This window comes from Bradyrhizobium sp. USDA 4472, from assembly GCF_054058595.1.
Genome location: NZ_JBSSAM010000001.1, coordinates 2,714,878 through 2,739,802 on the forward strand (window position 1 = coordinate 2,714,878; position 24,925 = coordinate 2,739,802).

21 protein-coding genes and 1 pseudogene are annotated in these 24,925 nt (G+C 65.5%); 9 read left to right on the forward strand and 13 right to left on the reverse strand.

Annotated features, from left to right (window positions below):
* Nucleotides 1-8: 8 nt before the first annotated feature.
* Together ACVWZ4_RS12405 and ACVWZ4_RS12410 are read right to left on the reverse strand one after the other, a co-directional pair.
* Complete coding sequence (locus ACVWZ4_RS12405; RefSeq protein ID WP_456740400.1) at nt 9-875, reverse strand: hypothetical protein; 867 nt, start codon at nt 873-875, stop codon at nt 9-11.
* A gap of 311 nt (nt 876-1,186) precedes the next feature.
* A pseudogene (locus ACVWZ4_RS12410) lies at nt 1,187-2,162 on the reverse strand (NADPH:quinone oxidoreductase family protein).
* Between the two features lie 219 nt (nt 2,163-2,381).
* Here ACVWZ4_RS12410 and ACVWZ4_RS12415 point away from each other — a divergent pair.
* From ACVWZ4_RS12415 to argG, 6 genes are all read left to right on the forward strand, one after another.
* Nucleotides 2,382-3,221 carry an SDR family oxidoreductase gene (locus ACVWZ4_RS12415; protein ID WP_456700354.1) on the forward strand — a complete coding sequence of 280 codons (840 nt, stop codon included), beginning with the start codon at nt 2,382-2,384 and terminating at the stop codon, nt 3,219-3,221.
* A 115-nt stretch (nt 3,222-3,336) separates the two neighbouring features.
* A complete protein-coding gene (locus tag ACVWZ4_RS12420) occupies nt 3,337-3,954 on the forward strand; it encodes an invasion associated locus B family protein (RefSeq protein WP_456740401.1) in 618 nt (205 codons plus the stop codon).
* A 181-nt stretch (nt 3,955-4,135) separates the two neighbouring features.
* Complete coding sequence (gene rlmN / locus ACVWZ4_RS12425; protein ID WP_456740402.1) at nt 4,136-5,338, forward strand: 23S rRNA (adenine(2503)-C(2))-methyltransferase RlmN; 1,203 nt, start codon at nt 4,136-4,138, stop codon at nt 5,336-5,338.
* 133 nt (nt 5,339-5,471) lie between these two features.
* Complete coding sequence (locus ACVWZ4_RS12430; RefSeq protein ID WP_456705116.1) at nt 5,472-5,966, forward strand: hypothetical protein; 495 nt, start codon at nt 5,472-5,474, stop codon at nt 5,964-5,966.
* Between the two features lie 78 nt (nt 5,967-6,044).
* Nucleotides 6,045-6,821, forward strand: a complete 777-nt coding sequence (locus ACVWZ4_RS12435) for a phosphatase PAP2 family protein (protein WP_456740403.1) — start codon at nt 6,045-6,047, stop codon at nt 6,819-6,821.
* A gap of 92 nt (nt 6,822-6,913) precedes the next feature.
* Nucleotides 6,914-8,251, forward strand: a complete 1,338-nt coding sequence (argG, locus tag ACVWZ4_RS12440; RefSeq protein ID WP_456700350.1) for an argininosuccinate synthase — start codon at nt 6,914-6,916, stop codon at nt 8,249-8,251.
* Nucleotides 8,252-8,323: 72 nt separating this feature from the next.
* On the opposite strand, the gene ACVWZ4_RS12445 is transcribed toward argG, so the two are convergent.
* The 10 genes from ACVWZ4_RS12445 to sdhC all read right to left on the reverse strand — a co-directional run bounded on the left by ACVWZ4_RS12445 (nt 8,324) and on the right by sdhC (nt 20,081).
* On the reverse strand, nt 8,324-10,420 hold the full coding sequence (locus tag ACVWZ4_RS12445; RefSeq protein WP_456740404.1) for an OmpA family protein: 2,097 nt from the start codon (nt 10,418-10,420) through the stop codon (nt 8,324-8,326).
* A 171-nt stretch (nt 10,421-10,591) separates the two neighbouring features.
* Entirely contained in the window at nt 10,592-10,834 is a 243-nt protein-coding gene (locus tag ACVWZ4_RS12450) for a hypothetical protein (protein ID WP_456790134.1), read from the reverse strand.
* 74 nt (nt 10,835-10,908) lie between these two features.
* Nucleotides 10,909-11,295 (reverse strand): VOC family protein, encoded by a 387-nt coding sequence (locus tag ACVWZ4_RS12455; protein ID WP_456700347.1) that lies wholly within the window; start codon nt 11,293-11,295, stop codon nt 10,909-10,911.
* 16 nt (nt 11,296-11,311) lie between these two features.
* Nucleotides 11,312-12,169, reverse strand: coding sequence for an FkbM family methyltransferase (locus tag ACVWZ4_RS12460; protein WP_456700346.1), 858 nt, complete (start codon nt 12,167-12,169; stop codon nt 11,312-11,314).
* A gap of 30 nt (nt 12,170-12,199) precedes the next feature.
* Nucleotides 12,200-14,158: an ABC transporter ATP-binding protein/permease gene (locus tag ACVWZ4_RS12465; protein ID WP_456700345.1), complete on the reverse strand. Its 1,959-nt coding sequence runs from the start codon at nt 14,156-14,158 to the stop codon at nt 12,200-12,202.
* 40 nt (nt 14,159-14,198) lie between these two features.
* Nucleotides 14,199-16,352 (reverse strand): ATP-binding protein, encoded by a 2,154-nt coding sequence (locus tag ACVWZ4_RS12470; protein ID WP_456740405.1) that lies wholly within the window; start codon nt 16,350-16,352, stop codon nt 14,199-14,201.
* Between the two features lie 188 nt (nt 16,353-16,540).
* Nucleotides 16,541-17,323 (reverse strand): succinate dehydrogenase iron-sulfur subunit, encoded by a 783-nt coding sequence (locus ACVWZ4_RS12475; protein WP_027533258.1) that lies wholly within the window; start codon nt 17,321-17,323, stop codon nt 16,541-16,543.
* Nucleotides 17,324-17,442: 119 nt separating this feature from the next.
* Complete coding sequence (gene sdhA / locus ACVWZ4_RS12480) at nt 17,443-19,278, reverse strand: succinate dehydrogenase flavoprotein subunit (RefSeq protein ID WP_456700343.1); 1,836 nt, start codon at nt 19,276-19,278, stop codon at nt 17,443-17,445.
* 3 nt (nt 19,279-19,281) lie between these two features.
* Nucleotides 19,282-19,686 (reverse strand): succinate dehydrogenase, hydrophobic membrane anchor protein, encoded by a 405-nt coding sequence (sdhD, locus tag ACVWZ4_RS12485; RefSeq protein WP_092233842.1) that lies wholly within the window; start codon nt 19,684-19,686, stop codon nt 19,282-19,284.
* Nucleotides 19,683-20,081, reverse strand: a complete 399-nt coding sequence (gene sdhC / locus ACVWZ4_RS12490; RefSeq protein WP_456700341.1) for a succinate dehydrogenase, cytochrome b556 subunit — start codon at nt 20,079-20,081, stop codon at nt 19,683-19,685. Before sdhC ends, sdhD begins: the two co-directional genes overlap by 4 nt.
* A gap of 469 nt (nt 20,082-20,550) precedes the next feature.
* Between sdhC and ACVWZ4_RS12495 the strand changes: the two genes are divergently transcribed.
* Nucleotides 20,551-21,411 carry a sulfite exporter TauE/SafE family protein gene (locus ACVWZ4_RS12495; protein ID WP_456740406.1) on the forward strand — a complete coding sequence of 287 codons (861 nt, stop codon included), beginning with the start codon at nt 20,551-20,553 and terminating at the stop codon, nt 21,409-21,411.
* Nucleotides 21,412-21,528: 117 nt separating this feature from the next.
* Here the strand turns inward: ACVWZ4_RS12495 and ACVWZ4_RS12500 are convergent, their stop codons facing one another.
* The gene (locus ACVWZ4_RS12500; protein WP_456740407.1) at nt 21,529-23,058 is read right to left on the reverse strand and encodes a malonate--CoA ligase; all 1,530 of its coding nucleotides are present in this window, start codon (nt 23,056-23,058) and stop codon (nt 21,529-21,531) included.
* A gap of 94 nt (nt 23,059-23,152) precedes the next feature.
* Between ACVWZ4_RS12500 and ACVWZ4_RS12505 the strand changes: the two genes are divergently transcribed.
* Nucleotides 23,153-23,914, forward strand: a complete 762-nt coding sequence (locus ACVWZ4_RS12505) for an SDR family oxidoreductase (protein WP_456740408.1) — start codon at nt 23,153-23,155, stop codon at nt 23,912-23,914.
* A gap of 333 nt (nt 23,915-24,247) precedes the next feature.
* Complete coding sequence (locus tag ACVWZ4_RS12510; RefSeq protein ID WP_456736870.1) at nt 24,248-24,802, forward strand: fasciclin domain-containing protein; 555 nt, start codon at nt 24,248-24,250, stop codon at nt 24,800-24,802.
* Nucleotides 24,803-24,925: the final 123 nt, after the last annotated feature.

The following is a 24,925-nucleotide window of genomic DNA, read 5'->3' on the forward strand; positions in this document are numbered from 1 at the left end:
TGCTAGATCTAGTTCTGAAGTTGGGTGAGGCGCTGCTTCGCCTCCGCCGATCCAAGCTGCTCGGCTTTCCGGTACCAGTCGCGCGCGGCTGCGGCGTCCGCAGTGATGCTCCGCGTGTCCTTGGTGCCCAGCACGGCGGGATCATAGGTCTGCGCCAGCACGAACGCCGCCGTCGCATCCTGTGCATCGGCCGCGCGTTCGAGCAGGAGCCGCGCCGCGGCGATGTCGCCGACGGTCATCAGGCTCCTGGCGCGCGCCATCAGCCCCGCCAGCGTGTCCGCGTCGAGTGTCCTGGCAGGCGGAAGCCGGTTGGCGGGTGAAGGTGGCTCGGGTGGTGCGGCAACTGCGGCCGCCACAGGCGCTGGTGCCTGCGCCTGTAGCGCGCTTTGATAGGCGGTCGCTATCGCTTCGCGGCTCGGCGTTGACGGCGCAGGAAGATCCTGCGTGTCGGCATTCGCCAGCCTCGTATCGCTCTCGCGCTCCGGCTCCTTGCCCGCCGTCTGCGGTACGGCGGGCGCATGGGTCGACGCCATGGCCTGGTCCGCCGCGATGCCGATCCAGTTTGCGGCATTGGCGGCAAAGAGGCCGTGAATCTCGGACTGAAACAGCACGGCCAGAACAGCCACCGTGGATGCCGCCAGGACCGCCCCGAGAACTCGCGGGATCAGTCTGGAGCGCACCTCGATCGGCGCATATTCGCGTGGGTCCGGCGCACCGAGCGGATCGGACAGGAAGAGTGGGATTGGATCGTCCTGCGATAGATCGGCCCGTGCGGCCCGCGCCCGGATAAAGGACGCGGTCGGTGAATGTGATGCTGCTCGATGGGAGTCGAGCGCCGTCGACTCCGTCGACGGGCGATGTGCCGTCGTCTCCATGGTGATGCTCCCCTTACCAACGCAACGCAGGGGCATTCCCGGCTTCAGTCTTCTTGCTTTTGTCCAGAAGTGTCCCGCAAACGGAACCGGTAAAACGCCGTTCGAATCAGCCCAAAAAACGACGGCGGTTTGCGCGAATCAGGAAATAGTTTGGTTTGATTCGGGCGAAGCGGGCGAATGCACCGCAATTTTGACGGTGATGGTTGAGAAAGGCTCAACCAGACGGCGCTGCGCGAAAACGCCGGCGCAGCTTCAGCGACGCCGGTGATTCCCGCGATGCGGTTGCCTATGTGGCGGCACCGCCTGCGTCCTCACGGATGCAGGATCACCTTGCCCATGGCCTGGCGTCCCGCCAGCACTTTCATTGCGTCGGCGGTCTGCGCCAGCGGGAACGTGCGGTCGACATGCGAGGAGATCTTGCCTTCCGCCGTCCACTTCACGAGCTTCTCGAGATTGGCGCGGTTCTTCTCCGGATTCTGCCGGGTCCAGGCGCCCCAGAACACGCCTCTGATGTCGCAGCCCTTCAGCAGCGCGAGGTTCAGCGGCATCTTCGGAATATCGCCGGCGGCAAAGCCGATCACCAGGAAGCGGCCTTCCCAGGCGATCGAGCGCAATGCCTGTTCGGCATACGCGCCACCCACCGGATCGAAGATGATATCGACGCCCTTGCCGCCGGTGAGTTTTCGCAAGCCTTCCTTCAGGTCTTCCTTGGCGTAGTTCAGCGTCAGCTCGGCGCCGTGTGCTTTGGCGAATTCGAGCTTCTCGTCCGACGAGGCGCAAGCGATCACCTTCAGGCCCATCAGCTTGCCGAGCTCGCAGGCCGCAAGGCCGGTACCGCCGGCGGCACCCAGCACCGCGAGCGTCTCGCCCGGCTTCGGGCTCGCGCGATCCTCCAGCGCATGCAGCGCGGTGCCGTAGATGATGATGATGCCGGCCGCGCGATCGTAATCGAGATTGTCGGGAATCTTCACGATCCCTGCCGCCGGCAGCGCGATCTTCTCGCGCGCACCGTTGTGGCCGCAGGAGGCGACGACGCGATCGCCGACCTTGAGATCCGTGACGCCGGGCCCGATGCTCTCGATCACGCCGGCAACCTCCGCGGCTGGCGAGAACGGGAACGGCGGCTTGATCTGGTACTTGCCCTGAATCATCAGGATGTCGAAGAAATTCAGCGCCGCCGCCTTGATCGCGATCACGGCTTCGCCGGGACCGGCCACCGGATCCGGCACGTCGGCGGAGCACGAGATCGTCGGGCTGGCAATATTGCGAGCAGAGGATGGCTTTCATGGCGGCACCTGAAGCGTTTCGAGTGGAGTCGTGGCTGGCCCGTTTCTGCCGGATTTACCGCGGCCGGACAATCCGGATTCTTTGTCTCGAGTCGTGGGAAAGCCTATCCTTGCGTCCTTGCGAGCGAAGCGAAGCCATTCAGAATCCGCCCTGCGGAAATAGCCTGGATTGCGTCGCTTCGCTCGCAGTGACGAACCGGCGGAGAAAGGGATTCGAACGATGTTTGAAACAGGTTTGCTCCAGAACAAGCGTATCCTCGTCACCGGTGGTGGCTCGGGCCTTGGGGCCGCAATGGGGCGCCGCTTTCTCGCGCTCGGCGCCGAGCTCGTGATCTGCGGGCGCAAGCTCGATCGTCTCGAAGCAACCGCGAGCGAGATGCGCAAAGAAACCGGCGGCAAGGTGACGACAACAGCGTGCGATGTTCGAGACGGTGCCGCTGTCGACGCGATGATGGATGCGATCTGGCGCGAGGCGCCGCTCGATATCCTCGTCAACAACGCTGCCGCAACCTTCATCGCGCAGACTGAGCATCTGTCGTTCCGCGCGGCCGATGCGATCCTGGCACCGACGCTGCATGGCGCGATGTATTGCACGCTCGCCGCCGGCAGGCGCTGGATCGATGGCAAGCACAACGGCGTCGTGCTCTCGATCCTCTCGACCTCCACCATCACCGGCCGCGCCTTCACCGTTCCTTCCGCGATGGCGAAGTCGGCTGTGCTGGCGATGACCAAAAGCCTGGCGGTGGAGTGGGGCCCCAAGGGCATCCGCAGCGTTGCGATCGCGCCGGGGCCGTTCCCCACATCGGGCGCATCGGGGCAGCTCCGCCCCGAAGGCCGTGACGAAGGCTGGACCGCGCGCAACCCGCTGGGACGCACCGGTGAGCACAGCGAGCTCGCCGACCTGGCCAGCTTCCTGGTTTCGGACCGCGCCGGCTATATCAATGGCGAGATGGTGGTGATCGACGGCGGTGCGCATTTGCGCAGTTCCGGCGCCGAGGACCTGCTGCAATGGACTGCGGCGCGATGGGCCGAGCAGCGTGCCGCGCGGACGAAAAGCTAGTCGCGCTCACCCGCTAACTGCCTTCCCAAATTAGACTTTCCCGGTTATCCCAGAGTCCTGGACAAAGCGCGTCCGGGCCATCTTCCAGTCACAATATTGAGGGAACCACTCCAGCATGTGGCGGGTGCTGATTTTAGCTTTGATGACTGGCGTGGCGGTCGGCGGAATCACCGATTCCGCACGGGCGCAACCGGCGCCCAAGGCCGCGACAAAGCCAGCCCCCAAGACGGCAGCCAAGCCCGAGAGCAAGACGGCGGGCCCTGCCGCTGCAGTGGCCGGTGGCGCAGAGCCGACGCTGATTGGCCAGTTCGGCACCTGGGGCGCCTATTCCGCGACGCCCAACGGCAAGAAGGTCTGCTTCGCGCTGGCAAAACCCTCGTCGTCGAAGACCAACCCACCGAACCGGCCGCGCGATCCCGCCTATGCCTTCGTGTCGACCCGTCCGGCCGAGAAGGTGAACAACGAAGTCTCGGTCATGATCGGCTACGCGCTGAAGCCGGGCTCGGAATCGACTGTCGAGGTCGGCGGCGCGTCCTTCGCGATGTACACGCAAGGCGACGGCCTCTGGATCAAGAATGCGGCCGAGGAGGAGCGGATGGTCGAGGCCATGCGCAAATCGGCCGATCTGGTCGTCAAGGGCGTCTCGGCCAAGGGAACGGAGACGACCGACACATTCTCGCTGAAGGGCCTCGCCCAGGCGCTCGACAAGATCGCACAGGATTGTCGGCGGTAAGGCTACGTAATAGCCATGGTCGCAATCGGCGGTTCCGGTTGCTATATAGGGGCGGTTCCCATTTTTCGCCGTCATCGCCCGGGCTTGTCCCGGCCAGCCACGCGCTAGCCACAGGCGGAAGAGAACGAGGATGCCCGGGACAAGCCCGAGCATGACGAGACATCAACTAATCAGGCAACCCATGCAACCGACGACCGAGCCGCGCGACGCAATCCTGGTGGAGAAGACTCCGCTTGAAACCTATGTGCCGCCGGCCAAGCCCTCGCTGATCGGCCTGTCGCGCACCGAGCTTGCCGATCGTCTCGGCGAGATCGGCGTCGCGCCGGCGCAGCGCAAGATGCGCGTGCAGCAGCTGTGGCACTGGCTCTATTTCCGCGGCGCCCAGAGCTTCGACGACATGACCTCGATCTCGAAGGGCATTCGCGCCGAGCTCGCCCAGCATTTCACTGTCGACCGGCCCGAAGTCGTGGCCGAGCAGATCTCCAACGACGGCACTCGCAAATGGCTGCTGCGGCTGCCGAGCGGCGACAATGTCGAGCGCGCCCATGAAGTCGAGTGCGTCTACATCCCCGAGACCGATCGCGGCACGCTCTGCGTCTCCTCGCAAGTCGGCTGCACGCTGAACTGCTCGTTCTGTCACACCGGCACGCAGCGCCTGGTGCGCAACCTCACCGCCGGCGAGATCGTCGGTCAGATCATGGTGGCGCGCGATCGCCTGAACGATTGGGCCGATCGCGAGGACGGCACGCGCCGCGTCACCAACATCGTGATGATGGGGATGGGCGAGCCGCTCTACAATTTCGATGCGGTGCGCGATGCGCTGCTCATCGTCGGCGACAATGAAGGCATCGGCATCTCCCGCCGCCGCATCACACTGTCGACCTCGGGCGTGGTACCGAACATCGTGCGCGCCGGCGAGGAGATCGGCGTCATGCTCGCGATCTCGCTGCATGCGGTGCGCGACGAGCTGCGCAACGAGCTGGTGCCGCTCAACCGCAAATATCCGATCAAGGAGCTGCTGCAGGCCTGCCGCGACTATCCCGGCGCTTCGAATGCGCGCCGCATCACCTTCGAATATGTGATGCTCAAGGACGTCAACGATTCGCTCGACGATGCCAAGCTGCTGGTGAAGCTGCTCAAGGGCATTCACGCCAAGATCAATCTGATCCCGTTCAACCCCTGGCCCGGCACGGCCTATGAATGCTCGGACTGGGACCAGATCGAAAAATTCTCCGAATACATCTTCAACGCCGGCTATTCCTCGCCGGTGCGCACCCCGCGTGGCCGCGACATCCTCGCCGCCTGCGGTCAGCTCAAGTCGGAGACGGAAAAGCTCAGCGCGCGCGAGCGCCAGGCGCTCCGCGCCATGGCGATGACGGATTGACGATGCGCGCCCGCGCTCTCGCATCCTCGTCATTTCCAGCGAAGCGAAGCAATCCAGTCTGTCACTGCGGAAACGGTCTGGATTGCTTCGTCGCCGCGCGCCTCGCAATGCCGCCTGGGTCGGCTTTCGCACCATGTCCCTGATCGGCCGCCTCGTCGTCATCTTCATCGGCTTCCTCGCCGCCTGTTTCGTCGGCGGCACGATCGTCGTCGGCGCGCTGCTGTTTCCGGAATTCTCCGATCTCGGCGCCGGTCCCGTCGACCAGGGCGCGATCGACATCCTGCTCGGCTTCGGCTTCATCTTCGTGTCGGGCTTCGCACTGGTGCCGGCGGCGGTGATCGTCGCGATCACCGAGGCGCTCTACATCCGCAGCGCGCTGGCCTATGCGGTCGGCGGCGGCCTGGTCGGACTCGCTTGCTATCTCGGCCTCATCCCGTTTGACCCGGACACCTTGCAGTTCGAGGGCATCGTGCGTCGGCATCTGGAAATCATGACCGGCGCGGGCATCGTCGCCGGCGTCGTCTACTGGCTGATCGCCGGCCGCAACGCCGGCGCCTGGCGCATCCCGCGGCCCCCGCGCAACCCGCCTCCGCCGCTGCCGTCGAATTCGCGGCCGGAGGCGCGGTGACTTTCTTACCCTCCCGGGGGGAGTATGGCAGCTTCGTTGGGGTTTTCATCGCGGTCCCACTCCGCTAAACCGCGCGCCATGAACCGGACTGGACTCTTTATCGCTCTCGCTTTGTGGCTGGTGATCGGCGTCGTTTTTGGGCTCTATCCCGAGCTCGATCTCAAGCTCGCGGCGCTGTTCTTCGATCCCCAGACAAAGACCTTTCCGCTCAAGCTGAACGACTGGGCCGGCGTCGCGCGTTACGCTGCGACGTGGGCGTCCTGGGCGTGTGTGCTGCCGTCGCTGGTCGCGCTCGTGGTCAAGATGATCTGGCCCGATCGTCCTCTGATGGTGTCAGGACGCGCGATCGTATTCCTGCTGGCCACGATCATCCTGTCGGCCGTTATCCTCGCCAATCTCACCTTCAAGACCTATTGGGGCCGGCCGCGGCCGGTGGTGGTGACCGAATTTGCCGGCGAACAGCAGTTCGTGGCGTGGTGGGATCCGCGCGGCGATTGCGCGCGCAATTGCTCGTTCTTCTCCGGCGAAGGCGCGACCGCGTTCTGGACGCTGGCGCCCGCCGCGCTGGCGCCGCCGGCATGGCGGCCGCTGGCCTACGCCGGCGCGCTGGTGTTCGGCGCCGTGACCAGCGGCCTCCGCATGGCCTTCGGCGGCCACTTCTTCACCGACGTCGCAACCGCCGGGCTCGTCACCTTCGTCGTGATCTGGTTCGGCTACGCCCTGATCTACCGCTGGCCCCGGACCCGGTTTTCCGACGCGGCGGTCGATGCGGCGCTGACCCGGCTGAACATGCCCGCCTACCGGCTCCGCAAGCGCCTGTTCGGCCGTAAGACCGGCCCGGCGGCGTCGGTTTGAGCCATTAAAAGCGTGCCGATCCGGGCGAAATTTGATATTCGCGCGGTCAAACCAAGCCCCTCATCAGCCCCTAGGACCCGATTGGAAGCCCCATGACCACGATCCTGAAAAGCCTGCCCAAGGGTGAGAAAGTCGGCATCGCGTTTTCTGGCGGCCTCGACACCTCTGCGGCGCTGCTCTGGATGAAGCAGAAGGGCGCACGCTGCTACGCCTATACCGCCAATCTCGGCCAGCCCGACGAGGCCGACTACAACGAGATCCCGCGCAAGGCGGAAGCCTTCGGCGCGGAGAAGGCCGTGCTGGTCGATTGCCGCACGCAGCTCGTGCACGAGGGCATCGCCGCGATCCAGTCGGGCGCCTTCCACATCTCGACCGGCGGCATCACCTATTTCAACACCACCCCGCTCGGCCGCGCGGTCACCGGGACGATGCTGGTCGCGGCGATGAAGCAAGACGGCGTCAACATCTGGGGCGACGGCTCGACCTTCAAGGGCAACGACATCGAGCGCTTCTATCGCTACGGCCTGCTGACCAATCCATCCCTGCGCATCTACAAGCCCTGGCTCGACCAGCAGTTCATCGACGAGCTCGGCGGTCGCGCTGAAATGTCGGCGTTCATGACCGCGCAGGGTTTTGCCTACAAGATGAGCGCCGAGAAGGCGTATTCGACCGACAGCAATCTGCTCGGCGCCACGCATGAAGCGAAGGATCTCGAAAGCCTCGACAGCGGCATCAAGATCGTCAACCCGATCATGGGCGTGCCGTTCTGGCGCGAGGATTGCGTCGTGAAGGCCGAGACGGTCGTCGTGCGTTTCGAGGAAGGCCAGCCCACCGCGCTGAACGGCAAGACCTTCTCTGATCCGGTCGCGCTGTTCCTCGAAGCCAATGCCATCGGCGGCCGCCACGGCCTCGGCATGAGCGACCAGATCGAGAACCGCATCATCGAGGCCAAGAGTCGCGGCATCTACGAAGCGCCGGGCATGGCGCTGCTGCACATCGCCTATGAGCGGCTCGTCACCGGCATTCACAACGAGGACACCATCGAGCAGTACCGCATCAGCGGCATGCGACTCGGACGTCTGCTCTATCAGGGCCGCTGGTTCGACTCGCAGGCCTTGATGCTGCGCGAGACGGCGCAGCGCTGGGTTGCGCGGGCCGTCACCGGCGAGGTCACGCTGGAGTTGCGCCGCGGCAACGATTATTCGATCATGAACACCGAGAGCCCGAACCTGACCTACGCACCTGAAAGGCTCAGCATGGAGAAGGTGGAGGACGCGCCGTTCACGCCGGAGCATCGCATCGGCCAGCTCACCATGCGCAATCTCGACATCGCCGACACGCGCACCAAGCTCGGTCTCTATTCCAAGGCCGGCCTGCTGTCGGGGAGCGAGGGCTCGCAGATTTTCCGGCTCGAGAGCGACAAGGGTTAGTGCCCTCGCTGTCGAGGCAAAACACAAAAACGGCCGGGATCGCTCCCGGCCATTTTCTTTTCTGCGATGGTCTTATTGCCGCGGCGGAGGCGGTGCCGCGTTGGCTTGGCCGCCATTGAGCAGCGGGGTAATGCGGCGGACGGTGACGCGCCGGTTGATCACGCTCGGCCCGTCGGTCTGCTCCTTCAGGTACTGCTTGCCGTAGCCCTGCGATGTCAGGTTCTCCGCGGGCACGCCGAACTGCTGGGTCAGCAATTCGGCCGCGGCCTGCGCCCGGCGATCCGACAGCGACAGATTGTCGACGTCGTTGCCGACCGCATCGGTGTGGCCCTCGATCAGGAACACTTCCTGCGGATTGGCCTGGATCGCCTGGTTGATGCCGTCGGCGATCACCTGCAGCCGCGCCGCCTGGTCCGGCGGAATGGCCCATGATCCCGTCGCGAAGTTGATCGTGTTGACGTCGATGCTCGGCATCTGCATGCGAACATTCGGCGAGTAGCGGATCTCGTCGAGCGAGTAGCGCCGATCGATCCGCTGCACCGGCGGGGCCCGCATGGTCTCGTAGATCACGTCCGGCGAGGCTTCCTGCGCGTCGACGATGTAGCGATCGTAGGGGATGCTGACCACCGGCGGCGGCACGTCGACATAGAAGCCGCCGACCGCCCGCGGATCGCGGTAGGTGTTGTCGATGATCACGATCTCACGCCCGCGCTGATCCCTGCGGATGCGGCGCATCAAGCTTCCGTCCGGACCGACCACCGTGATGATTTCGGTACCGTCAGGACGGATCACGACCGTGCGGGTTTCGCCGCCGACCGTCTCGGTGCGGATATCGCGGGCGCCGTAACGGAAGCGATAGAGATCGTTGCCGCGGACATATTCCTGCCCACTCGGGTCGCGCACGATGATGCGATCGGGCTCGGTGTAGACGGTGCGGCCGTCTTCGACGACCTCCTGCCGCTGGTTGCGATAGTCGGCGATGGTGGCGCCGATCACGGCACCGGCCACCACGCCCGCACCGAACGCAAGCGGCGTCAGGTCTCGCTGCTGCGGACGCGGCGGCGGGGGCAGCGGCGCTGCGACGGCTGGCGCGGCGCGGAAGGCTGGAGCAACCGTCGGCGGCGCGTACTGCGCCTTGTCGGGCGGCGGTGCTGCGGCTGGCGTGGCAGGAACGACGGTCGGCGCCGCGGCGCCCTGCGGCGGCGCCGGAGGACGCTGCACGGCACCGGCCTGCGGCGCCACCGGCGGAGTGCCTGCGGCGGGCGCGCCAGGCGTTGCACCCTGACGTCCGGGAGCCTGCGTTGCCGACGGAGCCGGGGTTGCGCCTGGAGCCGGTGCTCCGGCAGCCGGCGGAGCGCCAGGACGTCCGGGGGGCGTGGCGCCAGGTGCCGGCGTTGCCGATGGCGTGGGCGCCGGAGATGGTGCCGGACGAGCTGCGGGCGTCGGAGAGGTCGTTGGCGTCGGGGCGGGCGCTGCGTTGGGCAGCGGCCGGGACCCGGCCGGCGGCGTAATGGGGGGCGGCGGAGGCGTTGGCGTCGCAGCCGGACGCACCGGTGTCGCAGTCGGCGCGGGGGCGGGTGCAACAGGAGCGTGCTGCTGCGGAGTCGCTGCCGGAGGCGGCGGCGGTGTCGGTGCATGCTGCTGCGGCGCTGCGGCCGGGGGCGGCGGCGGTGTCGGTGCATGCTGCTGCGGCGCTGCGGCCGGGGGCGGCGGTGGTGTCGGTGCATGCTGCTGCGGCGCTGCGGCCGGGGGCGGCGGCGGTGCCGGTGCATGCTGCTGCGGCGCCGCAGCCGGGGGCGTCGGCGGCTTGGGTGCTGCAGGCGGTGGCGGGGGCGGTGCCTGATGGGTCGCGGGCGGCGGGGGTGGCGGCGTCGGGCGTGACGGCGCGGCGGCCGGCGGAGGTGCGGCGGGCGGATGCGGCGGTGCAGCTGCCGGCGGAGCTGCGCTGGGTGCCTTGGGCGCGGCAGGCGGCGGCGCGGTCGGATGCGCGGGCGGTGCTCCCTTTGGCGCTTCCTTCGGAGGCTGCTTCGGCTTTCCGTCAGGGCCCGTCTCTTGAGGCTGAGCCTGCGCGACGACGAGCGGTGCGCTTTGCGCATGCGATGCGGAGCTTGCGAATTGCATCGCGGTCAGAGCCGTCGTGGCAAGCAGCACGAAGCGAAGATTGGTCATGTCGTGAAATTCCCCGGAAGGTTCTTTGGCGGAGTGAAGTGGGATGATGAACAGCTACGCGTTAGGCCGGATTGTGGCGGGCAAAGACATTGCGTCGCGATTTATTTCTGCATGCAGATCATGTCACGCAGGCAACGTTCATTGCGCATTCAGACCCAGCTTGCAATCGCGTCACATGTGACCCTGCGACGAATTGGCATCCGTCGCGGGATTCGGCGTGAGCGGCCCGTTCGGTCCGCGCGAAGGAATCTCGTCAGGCCTGCGCCCCGGCAATTCATCGGGCCGAGGTGATTCGCCGGGCTGGTGCACGGGTGGCGTGATTTCAGGCTGCGGATTGCCGGGCGGGATTCCAGGCGGCGGCTCGGTCGGCGTGCCGGGTGTCGATGGCGGTATCTCGGGCGGTTCAATCGGCATCGGCATCATCAAGGTCAGTTGTCAGAAGGACGACAACGAGGATGTCGGGCCGATGTTCCCGCATCCCGCCCGTTCTATTCCGGCGCGTGACAAACCGCCTCGATGTTGTGGCCGTCAGGATCGAGCACGAAGGCGCCGTAATAGTTCGCGTGATAGTGAGGGCGGATGCCGGGGGGGCCGTTGTCGCGCCCACCGGCGGCCATGGCAGCCTTGTAGAACGCATCGACGGTGCTGCGATCTTTTGCCGATATTGCGACATGCACCGGCTTGTTCAGCGCGCCTTCGCCGCCGATCCAGAAATCCGGCTTGCCGTCGGCGCCGAAGCCTGCGGCCCGATCGTGGCCGGTCTGCTCCTGCGTGACCTCCATGATCAGGCTGTAACCGAGCGGCGCCAGCGCTTCGGTGTAGAACGACTTGGCGCGCTCGTAGTCGGAGACGGGAAAGCCCAGATGGTCGATCATCGCCAGCCTCTGTTGTTCAGCGCGACAGGAACGTATTGCTTCTCGTCTTGCGCGCGATCGTAAAGCCGCGCGCAACCATGTCAGCAATGCAATCTTGCTGCCATTCGTTCTGTGACAGATGCTCGATCACCACCGCGCGCGGCCACAGCGCTTGTCGCGCATCGCGGAAGAATCCGATCAGCACCCGGTCTTCAAAGCCCTCGACGTCGATCTTGAGCGAATCGACCCGTGTGACGCCGGCCTCGTCGAGGATGCGCGTGAGCCGCAGCGATGGCACCTTGATGGCATCAGCGCCGGCCGCGCCAGTGACGACATGCGTGGCGCCGAGATTGCCGCCGCCGCTTTCGATCATCAGCTCGCCGTCGCTGTCGCCCGCGGCGGCCTGCACCAGGCGCACCTGTGTTGCCTTGGATGCGGCATGGTTGAACGAGAGCCGCCCAAAGGTCAGCGGATGCGGCTCGATCGCGACCACCTTGCCATCGGTGCCGACGTGCCGCGCCATCACCAGCGCGAAGGTGCCGACATTGGCGCCGACATCGACGAACGTGCCGCCGACCGCCGTATGCTGGCGCAGGAAGTCGAGCTCGTCGATGTTGTAGTCCGGGTTGAACAGCGCGCCGCGTTCGGTGGCGCTGCCCTGGTGATAGAAGCGGAACGAGGCGCCCTGATATTGCACATCCACAGGGCCGCCGCGCAGCAGATCGACCAGCCGCGACATCCAGGGCCGAAATGCACCGCGCTTCAGCCGCGATCGCTGCACAAGACCGATAATCGCAGCCTGCGCGGCGGTCGGCGCAAACGCGCCGAACGGCGCGGTCGAAAGGGCGGTGTCGGGCGTCAAGCAGGCGGTCCTCGTTGCAGGCGGCGCATGCATAGCCGGTTTTGCCGGGGACTCCAACGGCGCTCAGGCCGCCTTTTTGGCCGCCGGCTTGCGCTGGCGCAGGAAGCGGCCCAGCAGCTTGCGTTTGCCCTTGCGCGGGATCAGGTCAATGTCGCTGACGAGCTTCGCGCCGCCCTTGCGGCGCTCCAGCACGATCTTGCGGCTGTGGAACGCCTCGAGCTCGACGCGGTGGGCGACGCTGACGATGGTGGCCTCTCGCAGCTGTTCGGTCACCATCTTCATCATCTTGTCCTGGCTCTTCTCGTCGAGCGCGGAAGTCGCCTCATCCAGCACGACGATATCAGGGCTGTGCAGGAGCAGCCGCGCGAAGGCGAGACGCTGCTTCTCGCCGCCCGACAGCGTCTGGTCCCAGGGCCCCTCTTCCTCGATCTTTTCCTTGAGATGGTCGAGGCCGACCTTGTGCAGCGCCTCGCCGATTTCCGCCACGGTCCAGTCGTCCTCGGCGCCGGGATAGGCGACAGCGCGGCGCAGGCTGCCGGAGGGCACGTAAGGCCGCTGCGGCAGCATGAACAGCCGCCGATCAGGATGAAAATTGACGCTGCCGCCGCCCCATGGCCACAGGCCTGCGATGGCGCGCACCAGCGTGCTCTTGCCGGTGCCGGATTCGCCTGCCACCAGCAGCCGTTCGCCGGGTTCGATCACCACCTCGGTCTCGCCGACGACAGCGGTGCCGTCGTCGAGCGTGACCGAAAGGTCTTTCATCTCCAGCATGGCGTCGTTAGCGGTCTCGCCGCGCTTGATGCGGCCCAGGCCGTCACCCTGCTCGGCGCGCTCGAGGCCGTCGAGCGACATCATCAGCGACGCGATTCGGCGGGCGCAGGCGTTCCAGTCGGCAAGCCGCGGGTAATTGTCGACCAGCCAACCGAACGCGCTCTGCACGATGGTGAAGGCGGAGGCCGCCTGCATCACCTGTCCGAGGCTCATGCTGCCGTCGAGGAATTTCGGCGCGCAGAGCAGCAGCGGCACGACAGGTGCGACGAGGCTCGAGCCCTGCGACACCAGCGTGGTGCGCATGTGCTGGCCGGCGAGCCGCGCCCATTGCCGCAGGACGTCGGTGAAGTTGCGGTCGATGCCGCCGCGCTCCTCCTCCTCGCCGCCGAGCAGCGCGATGCTCTCGCCATTCTCGCGCACGCGCGTCAGCGTGTAGCGGAAATCGGCTTCGGCCTGGTTCTTGTCCTCGGAGACCTGCACGAATTGACGCCCGATCACCAGGATCGAGCCCGAAGCGATGCCCGCATAGAGTATCGCGGCGATCACGAGGAAGCCGGGAATGGTGATCGCGGAGCCGCCAACCGTTACGGTGAGCGCGCCGCCGATGGTCCAGAGCACGACGATGAAGGTCGCTGCCGACAGCAACGCCGACGTCACGCCGGCAAGAAAATCGACCGGCGAATCCGTCGCGATGCGCAGGTCTTCGGCGATCCGGTATTCCGGATTGTTGTGGTCGCCGCCGACGAGGTTGAGCTGGTAGTAGCGTCCGTTGGTCAGCCAGCGCGTCAGCACGCTGTTGGTGAGCCAGGCGCGCCAGCGCCGCTGGATGCCCATCCGGGCAAACACCTGGACCACACCGAGCATGATGCTGCCGATCGCGAGCGGGAAAAACAGCGCCGTGAGGTGGAAGACCGTCGGCGCGTCGCGCTTCTCGATGGCGTCGAAGATCGCCCTGTTCCAGACATTGACGCCGTATTGGAAGCCGACCGTCAGGATGATGAGCACCACGAGGCCGATCGAGAAGGGCCAGGCGAGGCGGTCGCCCTTGCGGCTCCAGAAGCCGCGCGCGCTGATCCAGAATCGGGTGAGCAGATAGTCCTTGCGTGCCTGCTCGGCCTCTTCGGGGCTCAGCTCGGAATCCGGCTCCAGCAATTCCGGCGGGGGCGGAGCGATGTCATCGCCGTTCTCGCCGGTGATCTCCACGATGGGCGGCGTCCTGTCTTGCGCATTGTTTCGGACCGGCTTCTGCATGGGGGGACAACGCCAGCCGGTTCCCTCGGGTTCCCGGGTCTCACTCCGCGGCGCCCCCGCGCACCCGCTTCAACCGTGCTGCACGGTGCAGAACGCGCGACAGTTCCTCGATCGAATAAGGCTTTTGCACGAGCTCGAAGCCGGCGACACCGTCCTGGGACAGAGCGTGGCTATAGCCCGTGGTCAGCACGATGGGTACGCCGATGCAGCGATCGCGGATCGCCTGCGCAAGATCGAGCCCGGTCATCCCGGGCATGACGACATCGGAGAACACGACGTCGAACCTTTCAGGGGCGCCGACGAGTTCAGTGAGCGCGTCGGTGGCGTTGTCGACCAGCGTGATGCTGTAGCCGAGCTCGGTCAACCCGTCGGCGGCGAAATTGCCGAGCTCGATGTTGTCCTCGACGACCAGCACCGACATGCCGCTGCCGGCGACGGCCGGCGCCGTCGTCGGTGCCTCGCTGCGGGGCAGCAGAGCTGCGGGCACGCGCGGCAGATAGAGCGAGAAGGTGCTGCCCTGGCCGACCTCGCTGGCGACGGTCACCTCGCCGCCGGATTGCCGAGCGAACCCGAACACCTGCGACAGGCCGAGGCCGGTGCCCTGGCCGACCTGTTTGGTGGTGAAAAAGGGCTCGAAAATGCGCCCCAATTGCGCGGCGGGGATGCCGATGCCGCTATCGTTGACGGCGACGCAGACGAAACCGGTATCGTTCGAGATCTGGCTGCTGGAGACGTGCGCCAGCGCATCAGGAAGGTTGGTCGCCGCGTGCACCGTGAAGACGATGCGGCCCTTGCCCTGCATTGCGTCGCGCGCGTTGGTCGCCATGTTGATGATCGCAGTCTCGAACTGCCCGGCATCGGCATTGACGAGGCAGGGCTCGGGCGGCAGCTGCGTGACGATCTCGATCGCAGGTCCCAGCAGCGTGGTGAGCATGTCGCGCAGCGATTGCACGCGCTCGCCGGCATCGAACACTTCGGGCTTCAAGGTCTGCCGGCGGGCAAAGGCCAACAGCTGCGAGGTCAGCTTGGCCGCGCGCGCGACCGCGTCGGCGATCGCGGTGATGTAGCGCTGCCGCCGCTCCTCGCTCAGTTGCGGCCGGTTCAGGAGGTCGACGGACGCGCGGATCACGGTCAGGAGGTTGTTGAAATCGTGCGCGACGCCGCCGGTGAGCTGGCCCAGCGCCTCCAGCCGCTGGCTGTGCTTGAGCGCCTCCTCGACCTCGCGCCGCTTGGCAGCCTCGAGCTGCAGATGCTGGGTGCGCCGGAAAGCGAAGGCGAGCAGGACGAACAGCAGCGCGGTGGCGGGCGCGCCGAACACCAGATGCTGGCTTATGGTGCCTAGCCAGCGGGCGCGGATCGCCGAGGTCTCGAGGCCGGCGCTGACATAGATCGGATATTCGGCGACGCGCCGGTAGCCGATGCGCCGCTCGATCCCGTCCGATGGCCAGGCGATGGTGATCAGCCCATGATCGGGATGGGCCGCGATGGCATGGCCGACCGGGCCGTTCGGATCGAGCCGGAAGTCGTGGTCGAGCCGCGGGAATTGCGCCAGCAGCGTGCCGTCCGTGCGTCCCATCGCGAAGAAGCTGCCGGGATCGGCGCCGATCCTGGCGTAAAAGCTCGCGAAATATTCCGGCAGCACCGAGGCCTGGATGACGCCGGTGAAGCTGCCGTCGTCGGTTGAGCGGCGCCGGCTCACGCCGAAGAAGCGCGCGCCCTGATAAGGCGCCCGTGGCGTCAGGGAGGCGCCGATGAAAGTGCCGATGCTCTGGTCGATGTGGGCGTAGAAGTAATCGCGGTCGGCAAAGCTCTGCGGCGGCGGGGGCGACACCAGGCTGTTGACCAGCACCTTTCCATCCGCATCGAAGATCCAGGCCGATTTGAGCTGCGGCAGCGAATCCGTGAGCTGCTTCAGGCGCCCGTGCAGCGCGGGCTCGCGCGCGCGGATGACATCGTCGGGAAGGTCGCGCACGACCTCGTTGAGCTCCGCGAGGCTCCGATCGATGGTCTCGAACACCTTGAGCGCGTGCTCATGAGCGACATCGAGGGAGCGCTCGATCTCACGGTCGGCGATGTCGAGCGTCGAATTGTAGGAGATCGTGGAGGCAATCGCGAACAGCGCAATCGGCAGCGCCAGGGATGCGGCCATCATCCACTGCAGAAGTCTCAGCGAGTTGCGTTGTGCGCCCTGCACGGTCGCTCCGGTCCCCTGACCGGAGAGCTTACTTGAATCTTGCGCCTGGACGGAAGCGGCTTGTGCGGAGCTGGAGGTTGTGGTTCACCGGTTCGCGCGTGCAGCGCGATGAGGAAAATTTTCCCTGAAATCGTTCCGCTCGGGGCACGCCCCGGCCTTCCGGCCGGGGCTATAGCGCAGAAAGTGCCCTAGATCTGGCGCTCGACCATCTTGAGCTTGAGCTCGGCGATGGCCTCGGCCGGGTTCAGCCCCTTCGGGCAGGCCTTGGCGCAGTTCATGATGGTGTGGCAGCGATAGAGCCGGAACGGGTCCTCGAGATTGTCGAGCCGCTCGCCGGTGGCCTCGTCGCGCGAATCAGACACCCAGCGGTTGGCCTGAAGCAGGGCGGCGGGGCCGAGATAGCGGTCGCTGTTCCACCAATAGCTCGGGCAAGAGGTCGAGCAGCAGGCGCACAGGATGCACTCGTAGAGGCCGTCGAGCTTCTCGCGGTCCTCGTGGCTCTGGCGCCATTCCTTCTGCGGCGTCGGCGAGGTCGTCTTCAGCCACGGCTCGACCGAGGCGTATTGCGCGTAGAAATTGGTCAGGTCGGGAACCAGGTCCTTCACGACCGGCTGGTGCGGCAGCGGGTTGATCTTCACCGCGCCGTCCTTCACGTCGTGCATCGAGCGGGTACAGGCCAGCGTGTTCTGGCCGTCGATGTTCATGGCGCAGGAGCCGCAGACGCCTTCGCGGCAGGAGCGGCGGAAGGTCAGCGACGGATCGATGTGGTTCTTGATCCAGATCAGGCCGTCCAGCACCATCGGACCGCAATCATTGGTGTCGACGTAATAGGTGTCGACGCTCGGATTCTTGCCGTCGTCGGGATTCCAGCGATAGACGCGGAATTCGCGAACGTCGGTCGCGCCCGCGGGCTTCGGCCAGGTCTTGCCGCCGGTGATTTTCGAGTTCTTCGGAAGTGCGAATTCAACCATAAGTCCTGCCTCTGGTTTCTTCCGTCATGCGCGGGCTTGACCCGCGCATCCATCTTCGGGGGATGGATTGCCGGGTCAAGCCCGGCAACGACAAGCAATGCTCAGTACACGCGCGCCGCTTAGTAGACGCGAGCTTTGGGCGGGATGTACTGCACGTCGTTGGTCATGGTGTAGTCGTGAACCGGGCGATACTCGATCTTGACCTTGCCGTTGTCGTCGAGCCAGGCCAGCGTGTGCTTCATCCAGTTCTTGTCGTCGCGCTCGGAGAAGTCCTCGCGCGCATGGGCGCCGCGGCTCTCGGTGCGGTTGGCGGCCGAGTTCATCGTCACCACCGCCTGCGAGATCAGATTGTCGAACTCCAGCGTTTCGACGAGATCCGAGTTCCATACCAGCGATCGGTCGGACACGGCGATGTCGGTAATTCCGCTGTGGACCTTCGCGATCAGGTTCTGACCCTCACTCAGCACCTCGCCGGTGCGGAACACGGCGCAATTGTTCTGCATGACGTGCTGCATGCCTTCACGCAACTTCGCGGTCGGCGTGCCGCCGGAGGCGTAGCGATAATGATCGAGGCGGCCGAGCGCGAGGTCGGCCGAGTTCGCCGGAAGCTCGGGCTGCTTGGCGTTCGGCGTCAGCTTCTCGGCGAGACGGAGCGCTGCGGCGCGGCCGAACACGACGAGGTCGATCAGCGAGTTCGAGCCGAGCCGGTTGGCGCCGTGCACGGAAACGCAAGCCGCTTCGCCGATCGCCATCAGGCCGGGGATGATGGCATTGTCGTCGCCATCCTTCTTGGTCAGCACTTCGCCGTGATAGTTCGTGGGAATGCCGCCCATGTTGTAATGCACGGTCGGCACGATCGGGATCGGCTCGCGCGTCACGTCGACATTGGCGAAGATCTTTGCGGATTCGGAGATGCCGGGCAGGCGCTCGGCGAGCACCGAGGGATCGAGATGGTCGAGATGCAGGAAGATGTGGTCCTTCTTCTTGCCGACGCCGCGGCCTTCGCGGATCTCGATGGTCATCGCGCGCGAGACCACGTCGCGCGAGGCGAGGTCCTTCGCCGACGGCGCGTAGCGCTCCATGAAGCGCTCGCCCTCGGAGTTGACGAGATAGCCGCCCTCGCCGCGCGCTCCCTCGGTGACGAGGCAGCCCGAGCCGTAGATGCCGGTCGGATGGAACTGCACGAACTCCATGTCCTGCATCGGCAGGCCGGCGCGCAGCACCATGCCGCCGCCGTCACCGGTGCAGGTGTGCGCCGAGGTGCAGGAGGCGTAGGCACGGCCGTAGCCGCCGGTGGCGAGAATGACGGTCTGGGCGCGGAAGCGGTGCAGCGTGCCGTCGTCGAGCTTGAGCGCGATGACGCCGCGGCAGGTGCCCTGGTCGTCCATGATCAAATCGATGGCGAAGAACTCGATGAAGAACTCGGCCGCGTGACGCAGCGATTGGCCGTACATCGTGTGCAGCATGGCGTGACCGGTGCGGTCGGCGGCGGCGCAGGTGCGCTGCGCCTGGCCCTTGCCGTAGTCCATGGTCATGCCGCCGAACGGACGCTGGTAGATCTTGCCGTCCTCGGTGCGCGAGAAGGGCACGCCCCAGTGCTCGAGCTCGTAGACCGCCTCGGGCGCGTTGCGCACCATGTATTCGATCGCGTCCTGGTCGCCGAGCCAGTCCGACCCCTTCACGGTGTCGTACATGTGCCAGCGCCAGTCGTCCTTGTGCATGTTGCCGAGCGAGGCCGAGATGCCGCCTTGCGCAGCGACCGTGTGCGAGCGGGTCGGAAACACCTTGGTGATGCAGGCGGTGCGAAGGCCGGCTTCGCTGCAGCCGACGACGGCGCGCAGGCCCGCGCCGCCGGCGCCGACCACGACGACGTCGTAGGTATGGTCTTCGATCGGATAGGCTTTGCCGTTGGTGGCGGGAGCGTCGTTGCCCTTGCCATTCGTCTCGGTGGCCATGGGTTACACTCCCGATGAAAGTTTCAGGATCGCATAGGTCGAGGCGAGCGCCACGGCGATCGAGAAGAAATTGTTGAGCATGATCGAGATGAGCTTCAGCTTCTCGTTATGGACATAGTCCTCGATCACGACCTGCATGCCGATCTTCATGTGCCAGGCGCTGGCGATGATGAAGAGCAACAGGATGAGGGCGACGGGAAGCGACGAGAGGATCTGCGCGGCGCCGGCCTGGTTGCGGCCGAGCAACATCATGATGATCACCAGCACCGGGATCATCAGCAGGGTCATGGCGACGGCAGTGATGCGCTGGCGCCAGAAATCGGATGTACCCGAATGCGCGGCGCCGAGACTACGGACGCGGCCGAGCGGGGTGCGCATGCTGCGCTTCGGGGTGTCGGCTGTGCTCATCGTCCACCTCCGATCGCGTAGGCGATGATCCAGACCAGTACCGTCAGGGCGATGCCGCCGATCAGCGCGCCCCAGGTCAGCGCTTCGCGTTCATTGGCCTTGAAGCCGTAGCCGAGGTCCCACACGAAGTGCCGGATGCCGCTCAACATATGGTGCATCAGCGCCCAAGTGTAGCCGAATACGATCAGCCGGCCGATGATGCTCCCGGTGAAGGCCTGCACGTTGGCGTAGGCCGCCGGGCCCGAAGCCGCCGCGACCAGCCACCAGACCAGCAGCACGGTTCCGACGTAGAGGGCGATACCGGTGGCGCGATGGACGATGGACAGCGCCATCGTCAGGGTCCAGCGGTAGACTTGCATGTGTGGTGAAAGCGGTCGTTCGATCCGTGCGGTCATGGGCTTTTGGTGTCTATGGCGGCCCGGCAGGGCGCGCGCGGGGATCGCGAAAGGTCGGCTCTATTTACGGAGTCGATTTGGCCTGCGCAATCACCAAATCGCCATAAATCGAACCGGCGTTCAGCTCTAGGCCGTTGATGAACCAAGACCAATCAGGGCCTTGGTATACCAGTTGGGTGGCGTACCGTTAAAGTAGCGAACAAAGATTCATGGTTTCCCTGGCGGTCGAGGCACATTGAAATCACTAGTGGAACGGCTCCGAGCGCCCGATCGGCTGCCGTCGTTCAAACCAGTCAGTTCCTGGCGCTCGTCATCGCTCGGCCCGCCGCCCGGAGCATAGGCGCATCCTGCACTCCACCCCAGACGGCCGGTCCGGCGTGTCGACCGCGCCAACTGGATCGCCTAAAGCTCGAAACAGCAGCTCATTCCGAACGCACGAATCGGAACGCTCGCGACGAGGGGCAGTCGGGTGATCGCAGGTCTGGATATCAAGGAGATCGCCGAGCTCGCGCTGCTGCTGATCGCAACAGGTGCGCTGTCCGGTTTTCTGGCCGGCGTCTTCGGCATCGGCGGCGGCGCGATTCTCGTGCCGGTGTTTTACGAATGCTTTCGTATCGCGGGCGTGCCGCTCGAAGTGCGCATGCCGCTGTGTGTCGGAACGTCGCTCGCGGTGATCATTCCGACCTCGATCCGTTCGTTCCAGGCGCATTACAAGCGCGGCGCGGTCGACATGACGATCCTGCGCGTGTGGTGGCTGCCGATCATCATCGGCGTCGTCGCAGGGAGCGTCGTCGCGCGCTACGCGCCGGAGCGGCTGTTCAAGATCGTGTTCGTCGCGGTCGCGTATTCCGCCGCAGCTCGCCTCATCCTCGCGCGCGAGGGGTGGAAATTCGGTGACGACCTGCCCGACGGCCCCTTGATGCGCGCTTACGGTTTTTGCGTCGGCATCCTCTCGACATTGATGGGCATCGGCGGCGGCCTGTTCTCGAACTTGCTCATGACCTTCTATGGCCGCCCGATCCATCAGGCGGTGGCGACCTCGTCGGCGCTGGCAGTGTTGATCTCCATCCCCGGCGCGCTTGGCTACATCTATGCCGGCTGGCCGGCTGCGACGACCTATCCATCCGTTGCAGCGCTGCAGATCCCGTTCGCCCTCGGCTATGTCTCCCTGATCGGCGCCGTGCTGGTGATGCCGACGAGCCTCGTCACCGCGCCACTCGGCGTGAAAGCCGCGCATGCGATGTCGAAGCGCACGCTGGAAGTCGCGTTCGGGTGCTACCTGTTTATCGTCGGCAGCCGGTTTGCGATGAGTTTGGTGGGCGGGCAGTAAACGCTGGCATCGTAGGGTGGGTTAGCGCAGCGTAACCCACCACTTCTGCCACCGCGGAGATCAAAGCGGTGGGTTACGCCTTCGGCTGACCCACCCTACGGATTGCGTGCTCCGCCCTCACTTGTTCGCGTAAATATCCTTGTACTTATCGCGCAGAATGTTCTTCTGCACCTTGCCCATGGTGTTGCGCGGCAGCTCGTCGACGACGAAGACGCGCTTGGGCATCTTGAATTTTGCGAGCCGGCCGTCGAGTGCCTGCAGCACGGCGGCCTCCGTCACGTCGGCGCCCTTGTTGCAGACCAGCACGGCCGTGACGCCTTCACCAAAGTCGGCATGGGGCACGCCGATCACGGCGGATTCGACCACGCCGGGCATGGCGTCGATCTCGCTCTCGATCTCCTTCGGATACACGTTGAATCCGCCTGATATCACCAGATCCTTGCCGCGACCCAAAATGTGGACATAGCCCTTGTCGTCGATCTTGCCGAGGTCGCCGGTGATGAAGAAGCCGTCGGGCCGGAATTCCGATTTGGTCTTCTCGGGCATGCGCCAATAGCCCTTGAACACGTTCGGGCCCTTCACCTCGATCATGCCGATCTCCTCCCGCGGCAATTCCTTGCCGGTCTCGGGCTCGGTGACGCGCAACGAGACGCCGGGCAGCGGGAAGCCGACCGCGCCGGGCACGCGCTCGCCGTCGTAGGGGTTCGACGTGTTCATGTTGGTCTCGGTCATGCCGTAGCGCTCGAGCACGGCGTGGCCGGTGCGCGCCGACCATTCGCGATGGGTCTCGGCCAGCAGCGGCGCCGAGCCGGAGATGAACAGGCGCATGTGCTTCGTGGTTTCGCGCGACAGCGCAGGGTTCTGAAGCAGTCGCGTGTAGAAGGTCGGCACGCCCATCAGCACAGTGGCGCGCGCCATCAATTTGATGATCAGGTCCGGATCGAGCTTCGGCAGGAAGATCATCGACGCGCGCGAAAACAGCGTCACGTTGGTCGCCACGAACAGGCCGTGGGTATGGTAGATCGGCAGCGCGTGGATCAGCACGTCCTCGTCGGTGAAGCGCCAGTAGCCGACCAGCGAGAGCGAGTTCGACGCGAGGTTATCATGCGTCAGCATCGCGCCCTTGGAGCGGCCGGTGGTGCCTGAGGTGTAGAGGATCGCGGCGAGATCGTCGTTGGCGCGCGAGACGGTCGCAAATTCGCTGCTCGCCTTGTCGGCTGCTTCCGTCAGCGAACCCTTGCCGTCGGCCCCGAGCGTCTCGACCTTGGCCTTCACCTTGGCGGCGATCGGAGCGAGGCCCTCGGCCTTGGCGGGATCGCAGACCACCAGCGACGGTTCGGCATCGCCGATGAAGTAATCGAGCTCGTTCAGCGTATAGGCCGTGTTCAGCGGCAGATAGACCGCGCCGGCCCTGACCGTGGCGAGATAGAGCACGATGTTCGCCACGGATTTTTCCACCTGCACCGCGACGCGATCGCCGGGCTTCACGCCGCGCGCGACCAGCACATTCGCCATCTGGCCGGCCCGCGCGATCAGATCGCCATAGCTGATATGGGCGCCGTCCTGCGTCTCGATGGCGAGGCGTTTGGGGTCGTCCAGGCCGTCGAACAGGCGGGAAAACAGGTTGGCGTTGGCTGCTTGGTTCATGCAAGATTTCCTCGACCGCAAGGCAACAAGGCCGGTCAAAACCGAGGGCTGGATTAGCAAAAACCGCCCCAATGAAGCAACGGAGACAGTTTGCATGACCAGATCAGGGAAACGCGTGGCCTGGGTTACGGGCGGCGGCAGCGGGATCGGGGAGGCCGGCGCCGCGGCGCTCGCGGCCGACGGCTGGACGGTGGTGGTGTCCGGCCGCCGGCAGTCAGCCCTGGATGCGGTGGTCGCGAAGATCGCCGGGGCGGGCGGAGTGGCCGAGGCGCTGGCGCTGGATGTGTCCGATGCGGCCGCGGCCCAGAAGGCGGCCGATCACATCGTCGCGAAGCATGGCCGGATCGATCTGCTTGTGAACAATGCCGGCATCAACGTGCCCAGGCGCAGCTGGGAGCACATGGAACTGGAGGGCTGGGACAAGCTCGTCCAGGTCAATCTCAACGGCGTGCTCTATTGCATGCGCGCGGTGCTGCCGACGATGCGCAAGCAGCAGGACGGCTCGATCATCAACGTCTCGTCCTGGGCCGGCCGCCACGTCTCGAAGATGCCGGGCCCGGCCTACACCACCACCAAGCACGCGGTGCTGGCGCTGACCCATTCCTTCAACATGGACGAATGCGTCAACGGTCTGCGCGCCTGCTGCCTGATGCCGGGCGAGGTCGCCACGCCGATCCTGAAGCTGCGGCCGGTGGTGCCGAGCGAGGAGGAGCAGGCGAAGATGCTGCAATCCGAGGACCTCGGTCGCACCATCGCATTCATCGCCAGCATGCCGCCGCGCGTCTGCATCAACGAGCTCCTGATCAGCCCGACGCATAATCGCGGGTTTATTCAGACGCCGAACAACAGGGATTGAGCCAGGGTCGCAGCCGAGTTCGTCGTTGCGAGCGAAGCGAAGCAATCCAGAACTGTGCGGAGACGGTCTGGATTGCTTCGTCGCATCTGCGCAAAATTGCTGCGCAATCTTGTCGCGAGCTCCTCGCAATGACGGTGGGTCCACCATACGGACACGCCGCCGCACGGTTTCACGCATCACAAAGAATTTTTGTTCGAAACCGCATCGCAAACCTCCCGTAGTTCGGCCAACGACGGCGCGGCTTCTTCCCGCTCACAGCAGGCCGCAGCCACCGTTGTTGCCCCAACTCAAGCGCCGGCCATTGCCGGTCACCATTCAATCGGGAGTGTCTCCATGTCGAAGCGCATTGCCTATCTCACCGCCGCTGCCTTCAGCGCGCTGGCCGTCACCGCTGCTGTCATCGCGCCCGCCCGGGCCGAGGAAAAGACCGTCATGGTCGGCGGCGCCGCGATGTTCCCCTCGAAGAACATCGTCCAGAACGCCGTCAATTCGAAGGACCACACCACGCTGGTGGCGGCCGTGAAAGCGGCCGGCCTGGTGCCGACGCTCGAAGGCAAGGGCCCGTTCACGGTGTTCGCGCCGACCAACGCCGCCTTCGGCAAGCTGCCGGCCGGCACCGTCGACACCCTGGTCAAGCCCGAGAACAAGGCGACCCTGACCAAGATCCTCACCTATCATGTCGTGCCCGGCAAGCTGGAGGCCTCCGACCTCACCGACGGCAAGAAGCTGAAGACGGCCGAGGGCGAGGAACTCACCGTCAAGAAGCAGGACGGCAAGGTCTGGATCGTCGACGCCAAGGGCGGCACCTCGATGGTGACGATCTCCAACGTCAACCAGTCGAACGGCGTGATCCATGTGGTCGATACCGTGCTGATGCCGGCGACGTAACACCGGATACCTCTGTTTCATCCCCCGGAGGATGCGGCGAAACAGCGAGCCGGGGAGACCCGGCTCGCTTTATTGTGACCGGAATGCCCGGCGATTCGGTTGGCCGGCCGGCGTAACGAAAGC